General features: G+C 70.8%; 14 protein-coding genes. 10 read left to right on the top strand and 4 right to left on the bottom strand.

Annotated features, from left to right (window positions below):
• Position 1 precedes the first annotated feature (1 nt).
• From JOE46_RS10525 to JOE46_RS10505, 5 genes are read left to right on the top strand one after another with little or no spacing between them, the layout of a single operon-like run.
• On the top strand, positions 2-1,468 hold the full coding sequence (locus tag JOE46_RS10525; RefSeq protein WP_209927176.1) for an MFS transporter: 1,467 nt from the start codon (positions 2-4) through the stop codon (positions 1,466-1,468).
• Between the two features lie 33 nt (positions 1,469-1,501).
• A complete protein-coding gene (locus JOE46_RS10520; protein ID WP_209927175.1) occupies positions 1,502-2,323 on the top strand; it encodes an enoyl-CoA hydratase/isomerase family protein in 822 nt (273 codons plus the stop codon).
• Between the two features lie 47 nt (positions 2,324-2,370).
• Complete coding sequence (locus tag JOE46_RS10515) at positions 2,371-3,132, top strand: crotonase/enoyl-CoA hydratase family protein (protein ID WP_027502924.1); 762 nt, start codon at positions 2,371-2,373, stop codon at positions 3,130-3,132.
• 2 nt (positions 3,133-3,134) lie between these two features.
• Positions 3,135-4,490 (top strand): DUF1254 domain-containing protein, encoded by a 1,356-nt coding sequence (locus tag JOE46_RS10510; protein WP_306455736.1) that lies wholly within the window; start codon positions 3,135-3,137, stop codon positions 4,488-4,490.
• Positions 4,491-4,529: 39 nt separating this feature from the next.
• A complete protein-coding gene (locus JOE46_RS10505) occupies positions 4,530-5,492 on the top strand; it encodes an adenosine deaminase (RefSeq protein WP_209927174.1) in 963 nt (320 codons plus the stop codon).
• Between the two features lie 59 nt (positions 5,493-5,551).
• Here JOE46_RS10505 and JOE46_RS10500 read toward each other — a convergent pair whose 3' ends face one another.
• Positions 5,552-6,865 (bottom strand): D-arabinono-1,4-lactone oxidase, encoded by a 1,314-nt coding sequence (locus JOE46_RS10500; protein WP_097212470.1) that lies wholly within the window; start codon positions 6,863-6,865, stop codon positions 5,552-5,554.
• 76 nt (positions 6,866-6,941) lie between these two features.
• Here JOE46_RS10500 and JOE46_RS10495 point away from each other — a divergent pair, with 76 nt between their 5' ends.
• Positions 6,942-7,598, top strand: coding sequence for a TetR/AcrR family transcriptional regulator (locus tag JOE46_RS10495; RefSeq protein ID WP_209927173.1), 657 nt, complete (start codon positions 6,942-6,944; stop codon positions 7,596-7,598).
• Positions 7,599-7,673: 75 nt separating this feature from the next.
• Positions 7,674-8,852 carry an amino acid deaminase/aldolase gene (locus tag JOE46_RS10490; RefSeq protein WP_209929058.1) on the top strand — a complete coding sequence of 393 codons (1,179 nt, stop codon included), beginning with the start codon at positions 7,674-7,676 and terminating at the stop codon, positions 8,850-8,852.
• Here JOE46_RS10490 and JOE46_RS10485 read toward each other — a convergent pair.
• A complete protein-coding gene (locus JOE46_RS10485) occupies positions 8,849-12,304 on the bottom strand; it encodes a bifunctional RecB family nuclease/DEAD/DEAH box helicase (protein ID WP_209927172.1) in 3,456 nt (1,151 codons plus the stop codon). The two genes, JOE46_RS10490 and JOE46_RS10485, sit on opposite strands and share 4 nt — an antisense overlap.
• Before the next feature lie 69 nt (positions 12,305-12,373).
• Positions 12,374-12,877: a hypothetical protein gene (locus JOE46_RS10480; RefSeq protein WP_143548479.1), complete on the bottom strand. Its 504-nt coding sequence runs from the start codon at positions 12,875-12,877 to the stop codon at positions 12,374-12,376.
• On the opposite strand from JOE46_RS10480, the gene JOE46_RS10475 reads away from it, so the two are divergent.
• Complete coding sequence (locus JOE46_RS10475) at positions 12,876-13,643, top strand: NAD-dependent deacylase (RefSeq protein WP_209927170.1); 768 nt, start codon at positions 12,876-12,878, stop codon at positions 13,641-13,643. The genes JOE46_RS10480 and JOE46_RS10475 overlap by 2 nt on opposite strands.
• A gap of 15 nt (positions 13,644-13,658) precedes the next feature.
• Here the strand turns inward: JOE46_RS10475 and JOE46_RS10470 are convergent, their stop codons facing one another.
• Complete coding sequence (locus JOE46_RS10470; protein ID WP_209927169.1) at positions 13,659-14,297, bottom strand: DUF6636 domain-containing protein; 639 nt, start codon at positions 14,295-14,297, stop codon at positions 13,659-13,661.
• Between the two features lie 61 nt (positions 14,298-14,358).
• Here JOE46_RS10470 and JOE46_RS10465 point away from each other — a divergent pair, with 61 nt between their 5' ends.
• Together JOE46_RS10465 and JOE46_RS10460 are read left to right on the top strand one after the other, a co-directional pair.
• Positions 14,359-14,973 carry an alpha/beta hydrolase gene (locus JOE46_RS10465; RefSeq protein ID WP_097212465.1) on the top strand — a complete coding sequence of 205 codons (615 nt, stop codon included), beginning with the start codon at positions 14,359-14,361 and terminating at the stop codon, positions 14,971-14,973.
• Positions 14,970-15,725 carry a maleylpyruvate isomerase N-terminal domain-containing protein gene (locus JOE46_RS10460; protein WP_097212464.1) on the top strand — a complete coding sequence of 252 codons (756 nt, stop codon included), beginning with the start codon at positions 14,970-14,972 and terminating at the stop codon, positions 15,723-15,725. The genes JOE46_RS10465 and JOE46_RS10460 overlap by 4 nt, the downstream gene beginning before the upstream one ends.
• Positions 15,726-15,754 lie beyond the last annotated feature (29 nt).

Below are 15,754 nucleotides of genomic sequence, written 5' to 3'. Positions count from 1 at the left end.
CATGCAAACCGAGATCAAGCAATGGCCGGCGCTCTGGGCGCTGTGCCTCGGGTTCTTCATGATCCTGGTGGACTCCACCATCGTCGCGGTCGCGAACCCGGCGATCATGGAGGATCTGCAGACCGACATCAACAGCGTCGTGTGGGTGACCAGCGCCTATCTGTTGGCCTATGCGGTCCCCCTGCTCGTCACGGGCAGACTCGGTGACCGGTTCGGTCCCAAGAACCTCTACCTGATCGGGCTCACGCTGTTCACCGCGTCCTCGCTCTGGTGCGGACTGTCCGGCAACATCGAGATGCTCATCGTCGCCCGCGTGTTCCAGGGCTTCGGCGCCGCGCTGATGACCCCGCAGACGATGGCCGTGATCACCCGGATCTTCCCGCCGGACAAGCGCGGTACCGCGATGGGGCTGTGGGGTGCCGTCGCCGGTGTCGCCACCCTGGTCGGCCCGCTCGCGGGCGGCGTCCTGGTCGACGGACTCGGCTGGCAGTGGATCTTCATCGTCAACGTCCCGGTCGGCATCATCGCCTTCTTCGCCGCGTGGCGGTTCGTGCCGTCGCTCGAGACCCATCAGCACCGTTTCGACATCCCCGGGGTGATACTGAGCGCCGCTGGCATGTTCTTCCTGGTTTTCGGCCTTCAGGAGGGCAACACCTACGACTGGTCCGGGCTGGTCTGGCTGTCGATCGTCGCCGGCCTGATCCTGCTCGCGGTCTTCATCTGGTACCAGTCGTGGAACAAGAACGAGCCCCTGCTGCCGCTGGGACTGTTCAAGGACCGCAACTTCTCCCTGGCCAATATCGCGATCACGTCGATGGGCTTCTCGATCACCGCGATGGTGGTGCCGCTGATGTTCTACGCGCAGGCCGTCCGTGGGCTCTCGCCGACCGGTTCGGCGCTGCTGATGGTCCCGATGGCGGTGCTCACCGGCGCGCTGGCGCCGAACGTCGGCAAGCTGGTGGACCGGGTGCACCCGCGCTACATCGCCGCGCCCGGCTTCCTGATGCTCTCGATCTCGCTCGGCTGGCTCGCGTTGGTGATGCAGCCGGACGTCGCGATCTGGGAGCTGCTGCTGCCCATCGCCCTGATGGGCGTCGCGAACGCCTTCATCTGGTCGCCGCTGGCGGCAACCGCCACCAGGAACCTGCCGATGAACGCGGCAGGCGCGGGCTCGGGTGTGTACAACACCACCCGCCAGGTCGGTGCGGTGCTCGGTAGCGCAGGCATCGGTGCCCTGATCACCTCGCGGCTGACCGCCAATGGGGTACCCACCGGCGGTGAGCACGAGGCGGGCGGTGCGATGCCGAGCTTCATCGTCGACGGGTTCAGCACCTCGATGGCGCAGGCGGTGCTGCTGCCCGCGGGTGTGCTGCTGATCGGTTTCGTTGCGTCGCTGTGCTTCTCGCGGCCGATCCGGGAAGGGGACAAGCCCCCGGTTGACGCCGAACACCAACGCGTCCAGGCCTAAGCCGCGCGGGCTCGGGTGTGGCAGGCTGACGCCATGACTGCGTCGTTCCCGCCTGCAGGTTCCGAGCCCGCCCAGCCGACCCGGCTGGAGCGCATCACCACGGACGCCGGCGCCGAGATCGCCGTGCTGACCTTCGCGCACGGACCGTTGAACCTGTTCGACCAGGCCATGTTCGACGCGATCACCGCCGACGTGGATTCGCTGAGCGCGGCCCCGCCGCGTGCGGTGCTGCTGCGCGCCGAGGGCAAGGTCGTCTCCGGCGGCGTGGACGTGCATGTCTTCGAGGGGTTGAGCGCCGAGCAGGGCGCCGAGCTGTGGCGGACCCTGTTCGCGGAGATCATCCACCAGATCGAGGCCCTGCCCTGCCCGGTGGTGTACGCCGCGCACGGGCTGACGCTCACCGCCGCGTTCGAGATCGCGCTCGCCTGCGACATCATCCTCGCCGCACCCAAGGCCAAGTTCGGTCTCGTCGAGACGGTGGTCGGGTTGACGCCCTCGATGGGCGGGCCGCAGCGGCTCGCCGAGCGCGCCGGTTCGGGCCGGGCCAGGGAACTGGTGATGACCGGCGATCTGTACGACGCCGCGACGTTGGCCTCCTGGGGGGTCGTCAACGCGGTGCACGAGGATGTCGACGCGGCCGCCCGCGCCCTGGTCGCGAGGCTCGCGGACGGTCCGACCCGTGCGCACCACGCCACCAAGCAGATCATCGAGGCCTGGCGTTCCGGCGGTGTCGCACACGCGGACTCGATCACCCCGGAGGTCTCGGGCGTGCTGTTCGGTACCGAGGACCTCGCGGGCGCGGTCCGCAGCTTCCTCGACGTCGGACCGGGCAAGGCCACCTACACGGGGCGCTGAGCGCGGAGTCGGCTCGCGTGGGCGCGGCAGCGCCTAGGGTGGGCGGCATGTCTGACGAAGTGCTGCTCGAACGTCGTGGCCGCATCCTGGTCATCACCATCAACCGCCCGGAGGCGCGCAACGCGATAAACGCCGCGGTCAGCAACGGGCTCGCGGCCGCGGTCGACGAACTCGACGCCGATGCGGACCTGTCGCTCGCCGTCCTGACCGGCGCCGGGGGCAACTTCTGCGCGGGCATGGATCTCAAGGCGTTCGTCGCGGGCGAGAATGTGATCGCCCCCGGCAAGGGGCTCGGCTTCACCGAGGCGCCGCCCCGTAAGCCGATCATCTCCGCCGTCGAGGGATACGCACTCGCGGGCGGCACCGAGCTGGTGCTGGCGACGGACCTGGTGGTCGCGTCCTCGGAGGCCAGGTTCGGCATCCCCGAGGTCAAGCGGGGACTGGTCGCGGCGGGTGGCGGCCTGCTGCGGCTGCCGAAGCGGATTCCGTACCAGAAGGCGCTCGAATTGGCGCTCACCGGAGACAGTTTCACCGCGGAGGAGGCGCACGGTTACGGCTTCGTCAACCGGCTGACCGAACCCGGCAAGGCGCTCGACGGCGCGCTGGAGCTGGCCGAGCGGATCACCGCCAACGGCCCGCTCGCGGTCGCCGCCACCAAGGAGGTGATCGTCAAGTCGTCCGGCTGGACCGACGAGGAGGCGTTTACGCGGCAGCTGGAGCTGATGGGACCGGTCTTCGCCTCGGAGGACGCGCAGGAGGGGGCGATCGCCTTCGCGCAGAAGCGCGCCCCGGTCTGGAAGGGCCGATAGGGGTGCGCCGACGTCGGGTGGCGGCGCTGTCGACACTCGTCGTGGTGGCCGGACTGCTCGGCGGGTGCGCCTCGCAGGAAGAGGATTCGGCGACGGCGCCGGCAGACGTCGCGGCCGACGGCTACGTCTACGGCTACGCGCCGATCGCCCTGGCCCGGACCAGGGCCAACATGATCTGTCTGCTGCCGGTCAACCAGCTCTACAGCCAGGCCGCCATGTCGGGGCCGGAGACCAGGGTGGTCGTCGCCCCGAACGCGGACACCCTGTACTCGATCGCCTGGCTCGACCTGCGGTCCGGCCCGGTGCTGCTTACCCATCCGGAGATGGGGGAGCGGTACTTCGATTTCCAGCTGCTCGACATGTACACCAACGTGTTCGGCAACATCGGCACCAGGGAGACCGGGCAGGCGGCGGGCTCGCACGTGATCGTGCCGCCCGGGTGGCACGGCGAGACGCCCGCGGGCGCCGCGGTGATCGAGTCGCCCACCTGGGATGCCTGGATGATCGGGCGCACCCTGGTGGAGTCCGACGCCGACCTCGCCGCGGCTCGTGCCGCCCAGCAACAGTACAAGATGACCGTGCTCACCTCTCCGGTCCCGGACGCGCCGCCGCCGCTGCCCCCGACCGATTGCGGCAACAACCCGGCGCCGCAGGCGATCGCGGGTTCCGGGCCGAAGGTCTTCGACGAGCTGTCCGCGATCCTCGCGGCCAACCCGCCGCCCGCGGCGGACGCACCGATGCTCGAGCACCTCGCCACCCTCGGGGTGACGCCAGGCGCGACCCCCAGCGGCGGCGAGCCGGACGACGTCGCGGCCATGGCGGCGGGGGTTGTCCGGGGCGACAAGCAGATCGTCGGGCTCGCGAACACCTCGTTCGGTGGCGACGGGCCGTGGAGCTCGCTGCAGGACGCGGGCCGGTACGGCACCGACTACCTGCACCGCGCCGGGGTCGCGAAGATCGGGCTCGGGGCGAACGTGCCCGAGGAGTCGATGTACTACGTCGCCAGGACCGACTCGGGCGGCGCCGCGTTGCGCGGAGACGGTGGCGGCTATCGGCTGCACTTCCCGGCAGGCGGGCTGCCGCCCATCGACGAGCGCGGCTTCTGGTCCGTCACCCTGTACGGACCGGACATGTTCTTCGTGGCGAACCCGTTGGGCCGCTATGCGATCGGTGACCGCACCCCCGGACTGGTGCGGGGCGCCGACGGCTCGCTCGACCTCTGGATCGGGGCCCAGCCGCCCGCGTCCGGCCCCTCGAACTGGTTGCCCGCCCCGCCCGGCGAGTTCGTCCTCATGCTGCGCTCCTACCTGCCGACCGACCAGTCGTGGACGCCGCCGGCGCCGGAACCGGCGAGCTGACGCGGGATACTGGACGCCTGACGACCTCAGGAGGACACCGTGTCGACCCCGCTCGCCGAGCTGCACATGCACATCGAGGGATCCCTCGAGCCGGAGCTGATCTTTGCGCTTGCCGAGCGCAACAAGGTGGAGTTGCCCTACCGGGACCTCGATGACCTGCGCGGCCGCTACGAGTTCAGCGACCTGCAGTCCTTCCTGGACCTCTACTTCGCGAACATGGCGGTGTTGCGGACCGAGCAGGACTTCGCCGACCTGGCCCGCGCCTATTTCGCGCGCGCGGCGGCGGGCGGCGTCCAGCACGCGGAGATCTTCTTCAACCCGCAGGCGCACACGGCCCGCGGGGTGCCGCTGCGCGCGGTCCTCGACGGGCTGGCCGATGCCGTCCGCGCCAGCGAGGCCGAGTTCGGGGTGTCCAGCGACCTGATCGCGGCCGTGCTGCGGGACCGGCCGGTGCCCGAGGCCGAGGCGATGCTGGACGAGGTGCTCAGGCTGGACGTCCCGGTCCTCGGTCTCGGCCTGGACTCCGCCGAGGTCGGCTATCCGCCGTCGCTGTTCGTGGACGTGTTCGCGCGGGCGCGGGCGAACGGGCTGCACACCGTGGCACACGCGGGGGAGGAGGGCCCGCCCGACTACATCTGGCAGGCGCTGGATCTGCTCGAGGTGGAGCGGATCGACCACGGCGTGCGGTGCCTGGAGGACGAGGCGCTGATCGCTCGGCTCGTGGACGAGCAGATCCCCCTGACCGTCTGCCCGCTGTCGAACGTGTGGCTGAAGGTGGTCGACACCCTTGCCGAGCATCCGCTGCGCCGCATGCTCGAAGCGGGACTGCTGGTCACGGTGAACTCCGACGACCCCGCCTATTTCGGCGGGTACGTCGACGACAACTTCGCCCGCCTGCAGGCGGAGCTCGGGCTCACCGAGCAGGAACGGGAAACCCTGGCCCGCAACTCCATCCGGGCCTCGTTCGCCTCGCCCGAGCGGAAGGCGGCGCTGCTCGGCTGAGCTGTGAGTGATTTGCACCCCAAGCGGGGTGCAAATCACTCACGGGGCGCGGAGCGCCGTTATCCCAGCACCTGGCGCAGGTAGGCGTTGTCGAAGACCCGGGCCGGGTCGTACTTGTCCCGCACGGACCGGAACTCGTCGAAGTGCGCGTAGGTCGGCTGCAGATCCGCCGCGGTGCGCGAGTGCAGCTTGCCCCAGTGCGGCCGTCCGTCGACGGCGCGGGCGATCGACTCCACGGCGTTGAAGTACTCGCTGTGATCGCGGCGGTGGTACTGGTGCACGGCGATGTAGGCGGTGTCGCGGCCGTTCGCGGTCGACATCCAGACATCGTCGGCCGCGGCGAACCGGACCTCGACGGGGAACGCGACCCGGAAGTCGGACTTCTGTAGCCAGCCGTCGATCTCGCGCAGCGTCTCGGGGAGCGCCTCGGCGGGGATCGCGTACTCCATCTCGCGGAACCGCACCCGGCGCGGGGAGGCGAAGACCGCGTAGTTGCGATCGGTGAACTCGCGCGCCGAGAGCGCCCGCGAGGAGAGGTTGTTGATCCGCGGGATCGCGGCCGGGAACCGGGCGGCGACGCGGTTGACGCCCTCGAACAGGGTGTTGGAGAGCAGTTCGTCGTCGATGTAGCCGCGGACCTTGTTGACGGGGGTGAGCGGTGTGTCCCCTGGCAGGCGGGTGTTGTGCTTGGTCAGCACCCGGTCGGTGTGCGGGAACCAGTAGAACTCGAAGTGGTCGACGCCGTGGGCGTGCTCGTCGATCCGTTCCATGGTCTCGCTCAGCCGCGCGGGGGCCTCGACCGCACGCATGGCGTAGGCGGGCTCGCACAGCAGCGTCATCGACGCGATGACGCCGAGCGCGCCCAGACCGAGCCGCGCGGCGTTGAACAGTTCCGCGTTCTCCTCGGCGGAACAGTTCACCACCGAGCCGTCCGCCAGCACGATCTGCAGCCCGCGGACCTGGGTGGCCAGACCCCCGAAACGGGCGCCCGTGCCGTGGGTGCCGGTCGAGATCGCGCCCGCGATGGACTGCACGTCGATGTCGCCGAGGTTCGTCATCGCGAGACCCAGAGACCACAATGTGGGATTGAGTTCGTTCAGGCGAGTGCCCGCGAGGACGGTGACGAGGGCGCCCGACGGTTCCACCGGGATCACGGACTGGATACCCGTAAGGTTGTCCAGGCTGATCTGCACGCCGTCGGTGACCGCGACGGGTGTGAAGGAATGTCCGGCACCAACGCACTTGACGTGCAAGCCTTCCGCTGCGGCGCGGGTGATCTCGTCACTCAGCTCCGCGACAGTCGCGGGTGCAGCGAGGCGAGTGGGCCGTGCGCTGGCGCAGCCGGCCCAGTTCTGCCAGAAATGTGATTCCATTCACTCATAATCTACTGGACGATCGTCCAGGTCAACACCTGATACGGAACTGGCTCCGGCGTTCTAGGATCGGCAGATGCTGAATCGGCTTCCTGCGGACGAACGTCGCGCCCAACTCGTCGAGTCCGCGATGGGTATCGCGGAACGCACCGGGATCAACTCCGTCACCATTCGTGCCGTCGCCGAGGAGGCGGGGGTCTCGCTCGGGGTGGTCCATTACTGCTTCGAGAACAAGGAGGCGCTGGTCGCCGCCATGGGCGAGGCCCTCGTTCTCCAGCTCAGCGCTGCGCTGCGGTACGCATTCGGCACGGCGCAGGGTGAGGGTGACCAAAGCGGCCTGCGTGGCCTGCGCGAGGTGCTGCACAGCGGCCTGTCCAATATGTGGCCGCTCATCGAGATGACGCCGAACCGGCAGCTGCTCACCTACGAGATCACCGCGTACGGGCTCAGGCAGCAGGCCGCGGGCGCCGAGCTGGCCGGGTCCATCGCCTCGCTGCAGTACCGGACGATGGACATCGAGGCGACCGCCTTCCTCGAGGAGACGGCCCGGTACACGGGGACCACCTGGACCGAACCGGTCGAGCACATCGCCCGCTTCTGTCTCGCGGTGATCGACGGCATCGTGCTGCGGTGGCTCGTCGACCGCGACGGCGAGGCAGTGATCGCCCAGCTCGACGACGCGGTGCAGATGATCGCCATGAAGGCGGTCGAGGCGGAAGAGGAGCAGGCCTAAAACCTGGACACTCGTCCAGTTGGATGGTTGACTCAGGCCATGACCTCGACCCGCGAACGGCTGGACTCCTACGCCATGACCTCCACCCGCGAACGGCTGGACGCCGCAACCCGTGAACTCGATCCGCCGCTGGCCGCGGTGGATCTCGGCACGCTGCGCACCAATGCCGCGGACCTCGTCCGGCGCGCCGGTGGCACCCCGGTCCGGGTGGCCAGCAAGTCGGTTCGCTGCCGGGCAGTGCTCGAGGAGACGCTGGGCTCCGGGCTCACCGCGCAGGGTGGATTCCGGGGCATCATGTCCTACTCGCTGCGCGAGGCGATCTGGCTGGTCCGGCTCGGTGCGCGCGATGTGCTCATGGGATACCCGACAGTCGACCGGGGTGCGCTCGCCGAGCTCGCCTCCGACCCACTGCTGCTCGAGTCGATCACGCTGATGGTCGACAACTCGGGCCAGCTCGATGTGCTGCACGACGCGGCGGGCAGCACATCGGTGCCTGCCCGGGTGTGCCTCGACATCGACGCCTCGCTGCGGGTCGGCCCGCTCCATCTCGGAGTACGGCGGTCGCCGCTGCGGACCCCCGATGAGGCCGTGGTCGTCGCCCGCGAGGCCAAGCGCCGCGGGTTCGTCGTGGTGGGCGTGATGTTCTACGAGGCCCAGATCGCCGGCCTGCCGGACACGAGTGCGCCGGTTCGGCTGGTCAAGCGCGCCTCCGCTGCCGAGCTCGCGACCAGGCGCACGGCGGTCGTGGATGCGGTCACCGCCACCGTCGGCGAGCTGCAGATCGTCAACAGCGGCGGCACCGGCTCGCTCGAGGTCAGCTCCGCCGACAGTTCGGTCACCGAGGTGACTGCCGGTTCCGGGTTGTACGTGCCGACGCTCTTCGACCGGTACAACGCGTTCACCCCGCGCCCGTCGGTGTACTTCGCGCTGTCCGCGGTCCGCAAGCCGACGCCCCGTATCGCCACCCTGTTCGGCGGCGGCTACATCGCGTCCGGCCCCGCGGGCCCCACGCGGGTGCCGACCCCGGTCTGGCCCGCGGGCCTCAAGCTCACCAGGAACGAGGGCGCGGGCGAGGTCCAGACCCCGGTGACAGGCGATCCGGCAGCGGCCCTTCGGATCGGGGACCGCGTCTGGTTCCGGCACGCCAAGGCAGGCGAGCTCTGCGAGCGGTTCAACGAGCTGCACCTCGTCGAGGCCGACGGCACCCGCACCACGGTGCCGACCTTTCGTGGCGAGGGGCAGTGCTTCGGCTAGAGGTGTGTCCGGATGAACGCGCCGAGCTCGGTCAGTCCGGCGGGAGTGGTCGGTAGGTAGTCGGTCAGTGCCGGGGAGCGGACGATCACCGCGCGCCACTTGCCGCGGGAGATGGCCACGTTGAGTCGGTTCCTGGACAGCAGGAACCCCATGCCTCGGGGAACCTCGTCGGCCGAGGACGCCGTCATCGACATCAGCACCACCGCGGCCTCCCGGCCCTGGAACTTGTCGACGGTGCCGACGAGGACCTCGTCGAGTCCCGCATCGGCGAGGGTCCGGCGGAGCAGGCTCACCTGGGCATTGAAGGGGGCGACGACGAGGATGTCCGACTGCGCGAGCGGGCGGGTGTCCTCGCCGGCACCGGGTGTCCACGGGGTGCCGAGCAACGCCTGCGCCTCAGCCGCGATGGCCGCGGCTTCCTCGACGGACTCCGTCGAGTTGCCGTGGTGCTCGACGTACATGGCCACAACTCCGGGTTCCACGCCTGCGAGGGTGCGGGCGGTGGTGGCCCGCTCCTGCGAGTGCAGCCGTCCGTCGTAGGACAGGTCCGAGACCGCCGCGCACACCGCGGGGTGCATCCGCCAGGTCCGGTCCAGGAAGTAGCCGAGCTCCGGCGGCAGTGCGCCGTGACCCTCCGCCAACCAGCCAAGGGCCGAGGTGTCCACCGGCTCCGGATGTGTGCCCTGGCTGACCTGCGGCAACTGCTGAGGGTCACCCAGCAGTAGCAGGTTGCGTGCCGAGATCCCCACCGCGACGGTGTTGGCGAGCGAGAACTGACCGGCTTCGTCGACAACCAGTAGGTCCAGGCTGCCTGCCGGAACCCGGGCGGTGTGCGCGAGATCCCATGCGGTCCCGCCGATCACGCAGCCGGTCGACTCGTGCTCGGTGAGGAAGGCCGCGAGTCCGCTGGACTCGACCTTCGTCCACGCCGGATGCTCGCCCAGGCCGGAACCGGGCTTCTTCGCGACCCGCTCGCCGGGGACCCCGGCGCGCACGATCCCGTCGAGCATGTTCTCGACCACCGAATGCGATTGGGCGACAACGCCGATTCGCCAGCCGTGCCGGTTCACCAGCTCGGCGACCACCGCGGCGCCGGTGTGGGTCTTGCCGGTGCCGGGTGGCCCCTGCACCGCGAGGTAGGAGTCGTCGAGGTCGCGCAGTGCCGCGACGATCGCGGCGGCCTTGTGCTCCGGGTCGGCGACGGGGAGCGGATTGCCGGAGCGCGTGCGGGGCGGCACCCGGCGCAGTACGTCGACGGCGGCCGAGGCGGGCATCGACGGCAGGGCCGCGGCCATCGCGGCGGCCTGCTCGGCGATCGCGGCTTCGATGGCCACCGTCCGGACCGGCTGGCCGGGGGCAAGGGCAATCGGTAGGACGGCGTGCGGGCCGGTGCCGGTCGGCTCGAGTTCCTCCACGACCGCCACCTCGCGCGGCTCGCCGTCGGGCCCGACCTCCTCCTCGAGCGCGAGGACCGTGACGGGGACGGCGCCGCGGGCACGCGGGTCGTCGGAGCCGATCCCGGTGCCCTGCTCGTAGAGGGCGTACACCTGGTCACCGACGCGCACCGTGGTGCCCGCGCCCCAGTGCCCGGCGAGGCGAACGTGCCTGCGCTGCTTGCGTTGCCGCGGGGTGCTCTTGTGCCACTCCACCGGCACCTCGGCCCGCTCGGCCACCAGCACGTCGGCGGACTCCGCCCACTCGTCCTCGGGCTGGACGAGCCGGTCGAAGTGCGCCCACCAGAACGGCTTGCGCTCGCGTCGGTGGTAGCCGACCGCGGCGGCCATCAGGGCCGCGGCCCGCTGGTCGTCAGTCCGCTCTCCTGGCAGGGCGTCGCCGACATGGTCGCGGAGCGCGGTCTCGGCCGCGCTCGCTTCCTCGACGGGCGCCGAGAGCACCTGCTGCGCCGGGTGCGGCTGCACTCCGTGCTCGGCCGCGACGGCCCGCAGCCAGTCCCTCAGCCGCAGCGTGGAGACGCAGTCGTACTCGTTGTAGTCGGCGATCTCCTTCAGGAGGTCCTGTGCCTCGCGCTCGCGCCCCGCGTCGCGCAGCGCGCAGTAGTCCGCGTAGGCGACGATCGAGGCGGCGGCGTTGGTCACGTCGCCGTCGCGCAGCTGCTCGCCCATGTACAGGGGCTCGAGCTTCTTGATCGAGTAGGACGAGGCGCCGACCCGGACCGCGCCGCGGACCACCGGGTACAGATCGACCAGCACGTTCTCCCGCAACAGTGTGTCAACCGATTCCTCGCCCACGCCGTAGCGCCCGGCCAGCCGCAGCAGCGCGGTCTTCTCGTAGGCCGCGTAGTGGTAGACGTGCATGCCAGGGAAACGCGTGCGACGCTCGGCGACGTAGTCGAGGAAGTCGAGCAGGGCGCGGCGTTCCTGGGCGCGGTCGTGCGCCCAGAACGGGCGGAAGGTCCCGTCGGTCTCCGTCACGCCGAACAGGTACTCGAGGCCCCAGTCGGTGGAGCCGTCCTCTGCCCACAGCGGGTCGCCCTCGAAGTCGAAGAAGATGTCGCCCGGGTCGGGCTCCGGGACGGCGGCGAGCGCGCTCGCACCGTCGATCACCTCGTACACGGGGGAGTGCGAGCGCTCCTGCCGGACCTGTGCGGCCGCCTGGGCCTGCAGCCCGCCGAAGGTGCGTGCGCTCATGCCCTCGACCGGCTCGGTGCGGTCGGCGAGGGCGTCGAGGTCCGCGACGCCACCGCGGATCAGTTTCTCCCGCTGCGAGGATCGCATCCCGGCCACCAGCAGCAGGTCCCGGGTCCGCACGATCTCCGGCGAGCACTGCTCGCACCGGCCGCAACCGCGGTAGCGCGGATCGGCCCAGGCCACCGGCGTCTGCTCGCGGTGGTGCCGGTCGAGGATCCGGACCAGCTCGTCGCGACGCTGTCGGAACACCGGCGCGATGTCGCCCAGTGCGAAGTCCGCGGTGCTGTGATCGCCGAGGACCAGCGTGACGTGCGGCGCGGCGGGGACGCCGTCCGCAGTCAGTGCGTCCGCGTAGGCCGCCAACTGCAGCAGGGCGGTGACCTTGGCGTGGCGCGAGAGCTTGGTGTCGACCACCACGTATCGGTCGCCCTCACGCACCAGGAAGTCGCAGAAGCCGAGGAAGCGTCCGTCGAAGAAGGTGCCCTGGTAGATCACGTCCGCGCCGGACCGGGCCGCTGCCACCGTCGCCTTGTTCGCCCGGGTCAGCTCCTCCCAGTCCAGGCGCGGTCGGTCGATCCGCACCACGCCGTCCCCGAAGCGCTCGACGTACCGGTCGAGCTGACGCTGTTCGTGCGCGTCGCCGAGTTCGGACGTCCGGGCCAGCATCGGGTCCGCCCGGTCGGCGCCTGCCGGTTCGATCCGCCCCAGCTTCGCGTCGAGCCTGCGCAGCAGCGCGTACTCACACTCCGCGGCCTGGGACAAGTCGCTGGCGCTGAAGATCAACACGTCGTCGAGGAGGAACACGGGACGACTATCGCAGACGGCACCGACCGAGCCGGGCGAACGCCACCCGGATCCGGGTGCGGTCGGTCGTCAGCCGCGCCCGCCGCAGGCCGCGGAGACCCCGGCCAGCGTCTGGGCCGCTGCCAACTCGGCGTCGAGCGCCGCGTCCGCCAACAGGTCCGGGTCGGCGGGGTGGTCGATGCCGAGCACCGTCACCGGGCGGCCGCCGGCCGGGGTCAGCGTCAGTCGGACGCCGGTTGCGAACCCGGGAGCGGGCTCGGGTGGTACGACGCCCGCCGCGGCCAGCGCGCGCAGCGTCGCGTCCCAGCCGGTCGGGCCGAGCGCGACGATCACCCGCACCCAGCGGCCGACCTCGGCGTACTCCCGATCCAGCCACGACGCGTCGCCGACCGCGGAGACGATCCGGGTCCCGAACAGGTGCTGGCCCGGCGCGCGCAGCCCGGTGGGCCGGGAGGCGACACCGATGCGGTGCAGCGACCCGGCGATCCGGTCCTCCGCGGCCGGGTCCGGTGCCGGGTCCACGATCAGCAGCTTGGGCAGGGTGTCGCCGTATCCGGGCACAATCGTCGACATGAGCCCCATTGAACCCGATCCGGTGCTGCTCGACGCGGCCCGAACCGCGGACCGAGTTGTGGTGTTCTCCGGGGCGGGCATGTCCGCCGAGTCCGGCGTGCCCACGTTCCGCGACGCGCTCACCGGGCTGTGGCAGCGGTTCGACCCGACCGAGCTGGCCACCCCGCAGGCGTGGGAACGCGATCGCGAACTGGTGTGGGCCTGGTACCAGTGGCGTAGCGCGCTGGTGCGGCGGGTCCAGCCGAACGCCGGTCACCGTGCCGTGGCGGACTGGGCGCGGTTCGCCGAGCTGGCCGTGGTCACCCAGAACGTCGACGACCTGCACGAGCGGGCCGGCTCGGACGTCGCCTCGCACCTGCACGGCAGCCTCTTCGCGCCGCGGTGCAGTGCGTGCGGAACGGCGGCGCACGTCGACGTCATGCCGGATCGAGTGCCGGTGGAACGTCTTTCGCCACCAGAGTGCGCGGCGTGCGGCGAGGCGGTCCGGCCGGGCGTGGTGTGGTTCGGCGAGCCGTTGCCGCGGGCTGCGTGGGACGCCGCGGAGGACGCCGTCGAGGGGTGCGACCTGATGGTGGTCGTCGGCACCTCGGGGATGGTGTACCCGGCGGCAGAACTGCCGGCGCGGGCGGCCGCGTCGGGTGCGACCGTGCTCGAGATCAACCCGGAGCCGACCGAATTGACCGCCGTGGCAACCCATTGCTGGCGGGCAACAGCGGCCAAGGCGCTGCCGGCGCTGGTGGCGGCCTGTGCTCCGGCCGGGGGCTGAGCCGGCGGCGTCGTCCTAGAAGGTCCGCAGCGCCTCACGACTGAGCTGATAACCGTGTCCGGAAACCTCGTTGGCGCAGAGCAATCCGCCCTCGGTGCTCAGGCAGCCGAAGTCACCCATCCGGATGCTGCTGCCGTAGGGCAGCACCCTGCTGCCCCGGGTGACCAGCGGTCTGGGCAGACACACGCCTGCGGCGACGCCCTCGTCGGTGAGCATCGCGTAGTCGGGGAACCACTGGCACGGTTCCTTCGCGTCCGCGGGCTTGGCCGCGGGCGGATAGGCGTGGTCGGTGACCTCGCACAGCAGCACGGTCGGCTCCTTCGGCGTCGAGCAGCGGATGTTGCCGCTCGGTGTCGTGAAGTGGAAGCCGATGGTGGGCGCGGCGGGGGAGGAGTCGGTCTCCTTCGCGTCGTGGTAGGTCTCGGGGTCGACCGGGGACCCGGCGCCGATCCGGGCGGTGTCGGTGGCGGCACCCGGATTCGGTGGGCGCGGCGGTGTCGGCACCCCGGAGGTGGTGGGGAGGCCCCAGTCCTCGGCGGCGACCGCAGTCCCCTCGATACCCGCGCCGCCGCATCCGCTGACCGCCGTGCCGATCGCGACTGCACCAAGGACGCGGAGGAGGGCGGGGGCACATGCGAGGAAGCGTCGCGGCATCGGTCGACTATCTCAGATGATTTCGTGCCGCTGCGCGGCGTGCTGACGGCACAATGTCCCGATGCCATTCTTCTCGGGGGTCAGCGGGCAGGTTCACTATCGACATTGGCCGGTGCCAGATCCGGTCGTCGTCATGGTGTTCCTGCACGGGTTGGGCCAGCACAGCGGTAACTATCACCGGTTCGGACGGGCCATGTCGGCCCAGCACATCGAGGTGTGGGCCCTCGACCACATCGGCCATGGACTGTCGGAGGGCGACCTCGGGGTGATCGGTCCGCTGCCCGGACTGGGCGACAATGCCCTGCGGTTGGCCGCGATCGCCGAGGAACAGCATCCGGATCTGCCGGTGATCGTGATGGGGCACTCGCTCGGCGCGGCCGCGGCGCTCGCCGCGATCGAGGCGGAGCCGACGAGGTTTCACGCGGCCGTGCTCAGTGCACTCCCTCGGGTCATCTCCTCGCGGCCGCCGATCGCCATTCGGCTGCCGATCCTGACCCTGCACGGCGTCGACGACAGGATGGCGCCGATCGATCCGGTCCGGTCGTGGGCGGCGGCACTGCCGTCCGCCGCGTTGCGCGAATACCCGGACGCCGGTCACGATCTGCTGCACGAACCGGTCCAGCGGGTGGTGACTTCCGACGTCGCGGCCTTCGTGCTGGGTACCGTTCAGGAATGACACCGGACCAACACCTCGAGACGCTGCGAACCGAGGGGCTGAGGCTCGCCGCGATGCCCGCGGTGGCGCTCGACGCCCATGTCCCCACGGTGCCGGGGTGGACCCTGGAACGGGTCGTGCGGCACACCGGGCGGGTACACCGATGGGTGCGGACGACGCTCGCGGCGGGGCCGGGAGCCGAATTGGACGGGGCCGCGCAGCCGGAGTCGCTGCCCCGCGGCCCGGACTGCCTGCCCGCGTACCGGGAATCCCTCGAGCAACTCCTGGCCGAGATCTCCGCCCACGATTTCGACCGCGGCGCACCGACGTTCGCGGGTCCCGGCACCGTGGGGTTCTGGGCGCGCAGGCAGGCCCACGAGGTGGCGGTGCACCGGGTGGACGCGGCCGACGCGCTGCACGCCGCGGGTGGCCCCCCGCCGGAGGACATCTCCGCGGAGTCGGCCGCGGACGGCGTCGACGAGTGGGCCCGCCTGATGCTGGTCCGCGCCCTGCCTGCCGACCGGATCCCATCGGAGCTGCACGGCAGGACCGTCCACCTGCACGGCACCGACACCGCGGATGCGGAATGGCTGCTGCGGTTCGGACCCGAGGGGGTCACCGTCGAAGCCGGGCACGCCAAGGGCGATGTCGCGGTCCGCGGCACCGCGCAGGAGCTGCTGCTTACGATGTGGCGGCGACGACCGCTCGCGGCGCTCGAGGTGTTCGGCGATGTCACGGTGGCGCAGCGGCTGGTGGACGCGGCCCGGATCTAGCCGAGCGAGCGCGGAGGTGGAACCGCGTC

This window comes from Rhodococcus sp. PvR099 (genome assembly GCF_017833315.1).
Lineage (GTDB): Bacteria > Actinomycetota > Actinomycetes > Mycobacteriales > Mycobacteriaceae > Rhodococcus_G > Rhodococcus_G oryzae.
Note: the sequence above shows the minus strand (reverse complement) of the source record. Positions and strands in the feature narration are given on the sequence as shown.

What these genes read in the sequence shown, in the direction of transcription:
- JOE46_RS10525 (WP_209927176.1), top strand. Translation starts at nt 2, where the DNA reads ATGCAAACCGAGATCAAGCAATGGCCGGCGCTCTGGGCGCTGTGCCTC.
- JOE46_RS10520 (WP_209927175.1), top strand. Translation starts at nt 1,502, where the DNA reads ATGACTGCGTCGTTCCCGCCTGCAGGTTCCGAGCCCGCCCAGCCGACC.
- JOE46_RS10515 (WP_027502924.1), top strand. Translation starts at nt 2,371, where the DNA reads ATGTCTGACGAAGTGCTGCTCGAACGTCGTGGCCGCATCCTGGTCATC.
- JOE46_RS10500 (WP_097212470.1), bottom strand. Translation starts at nt 6,865, where the DNA reads ATGGAATCACATTTCTGGCAGAACTGGGCCGGCTGCGCCAGCGCACGG.
- JOE46_RS10495 (WP_209927173.1), top strand. Translation starts at nt 6,942, where the DNA reads ATGCTGAATCGGCTTCCTGCGGACGAACGTCGCGCCCAACTCGTCGAG.
- JOE46_RS10490 (WP_209929058.1), top strand. Translation starts at nt 7,674, where the DNA reads ATGACCTCCACCCGCGAACGGCTGGACGCCGCAACCCGTGAACTCGAT.
- JOE46_RS10475 (WP_209927170.1), top strand. Translation starts at nt 12,876, where the DNA reads ATGAGCCCCATTGAACCCGATCCGGTGCTGCTCGACGCGGCCCGAACC.
- JOE46_RS10480 (WP_143548479.1), bottom strand. Translation starts at nt 12,877, where the DNA reads ATGTCGACGATTGTGCCCGGATACGGCGACACCCTGCCCAAGCTGCTG.
- JOE46_RS10470 (WP_209927169.1), bottom strand. Translation starts at nt 14,297, where the DNA reads ATGCCGCGACGCTTCCTCGCATGTGCCCCCGCCCTCCTCCGCGTCCTT.
- JOE46_RS10465 (WP_097212465.1), top strand. Translation starts at nt 14,359, where the DNA reads ATGCCATTCTTCTCGGGGGTCAGCGGGCAGGTTCACTATCGACATTGG.
- JOE46_RS10460 (WP_097212464.1), top strand. Translation starts at nt 14,970, where the DNA reads ATGACACCGGACCAACACCTCGAGACGCTGCGAACCGAGGGGCTGAGG.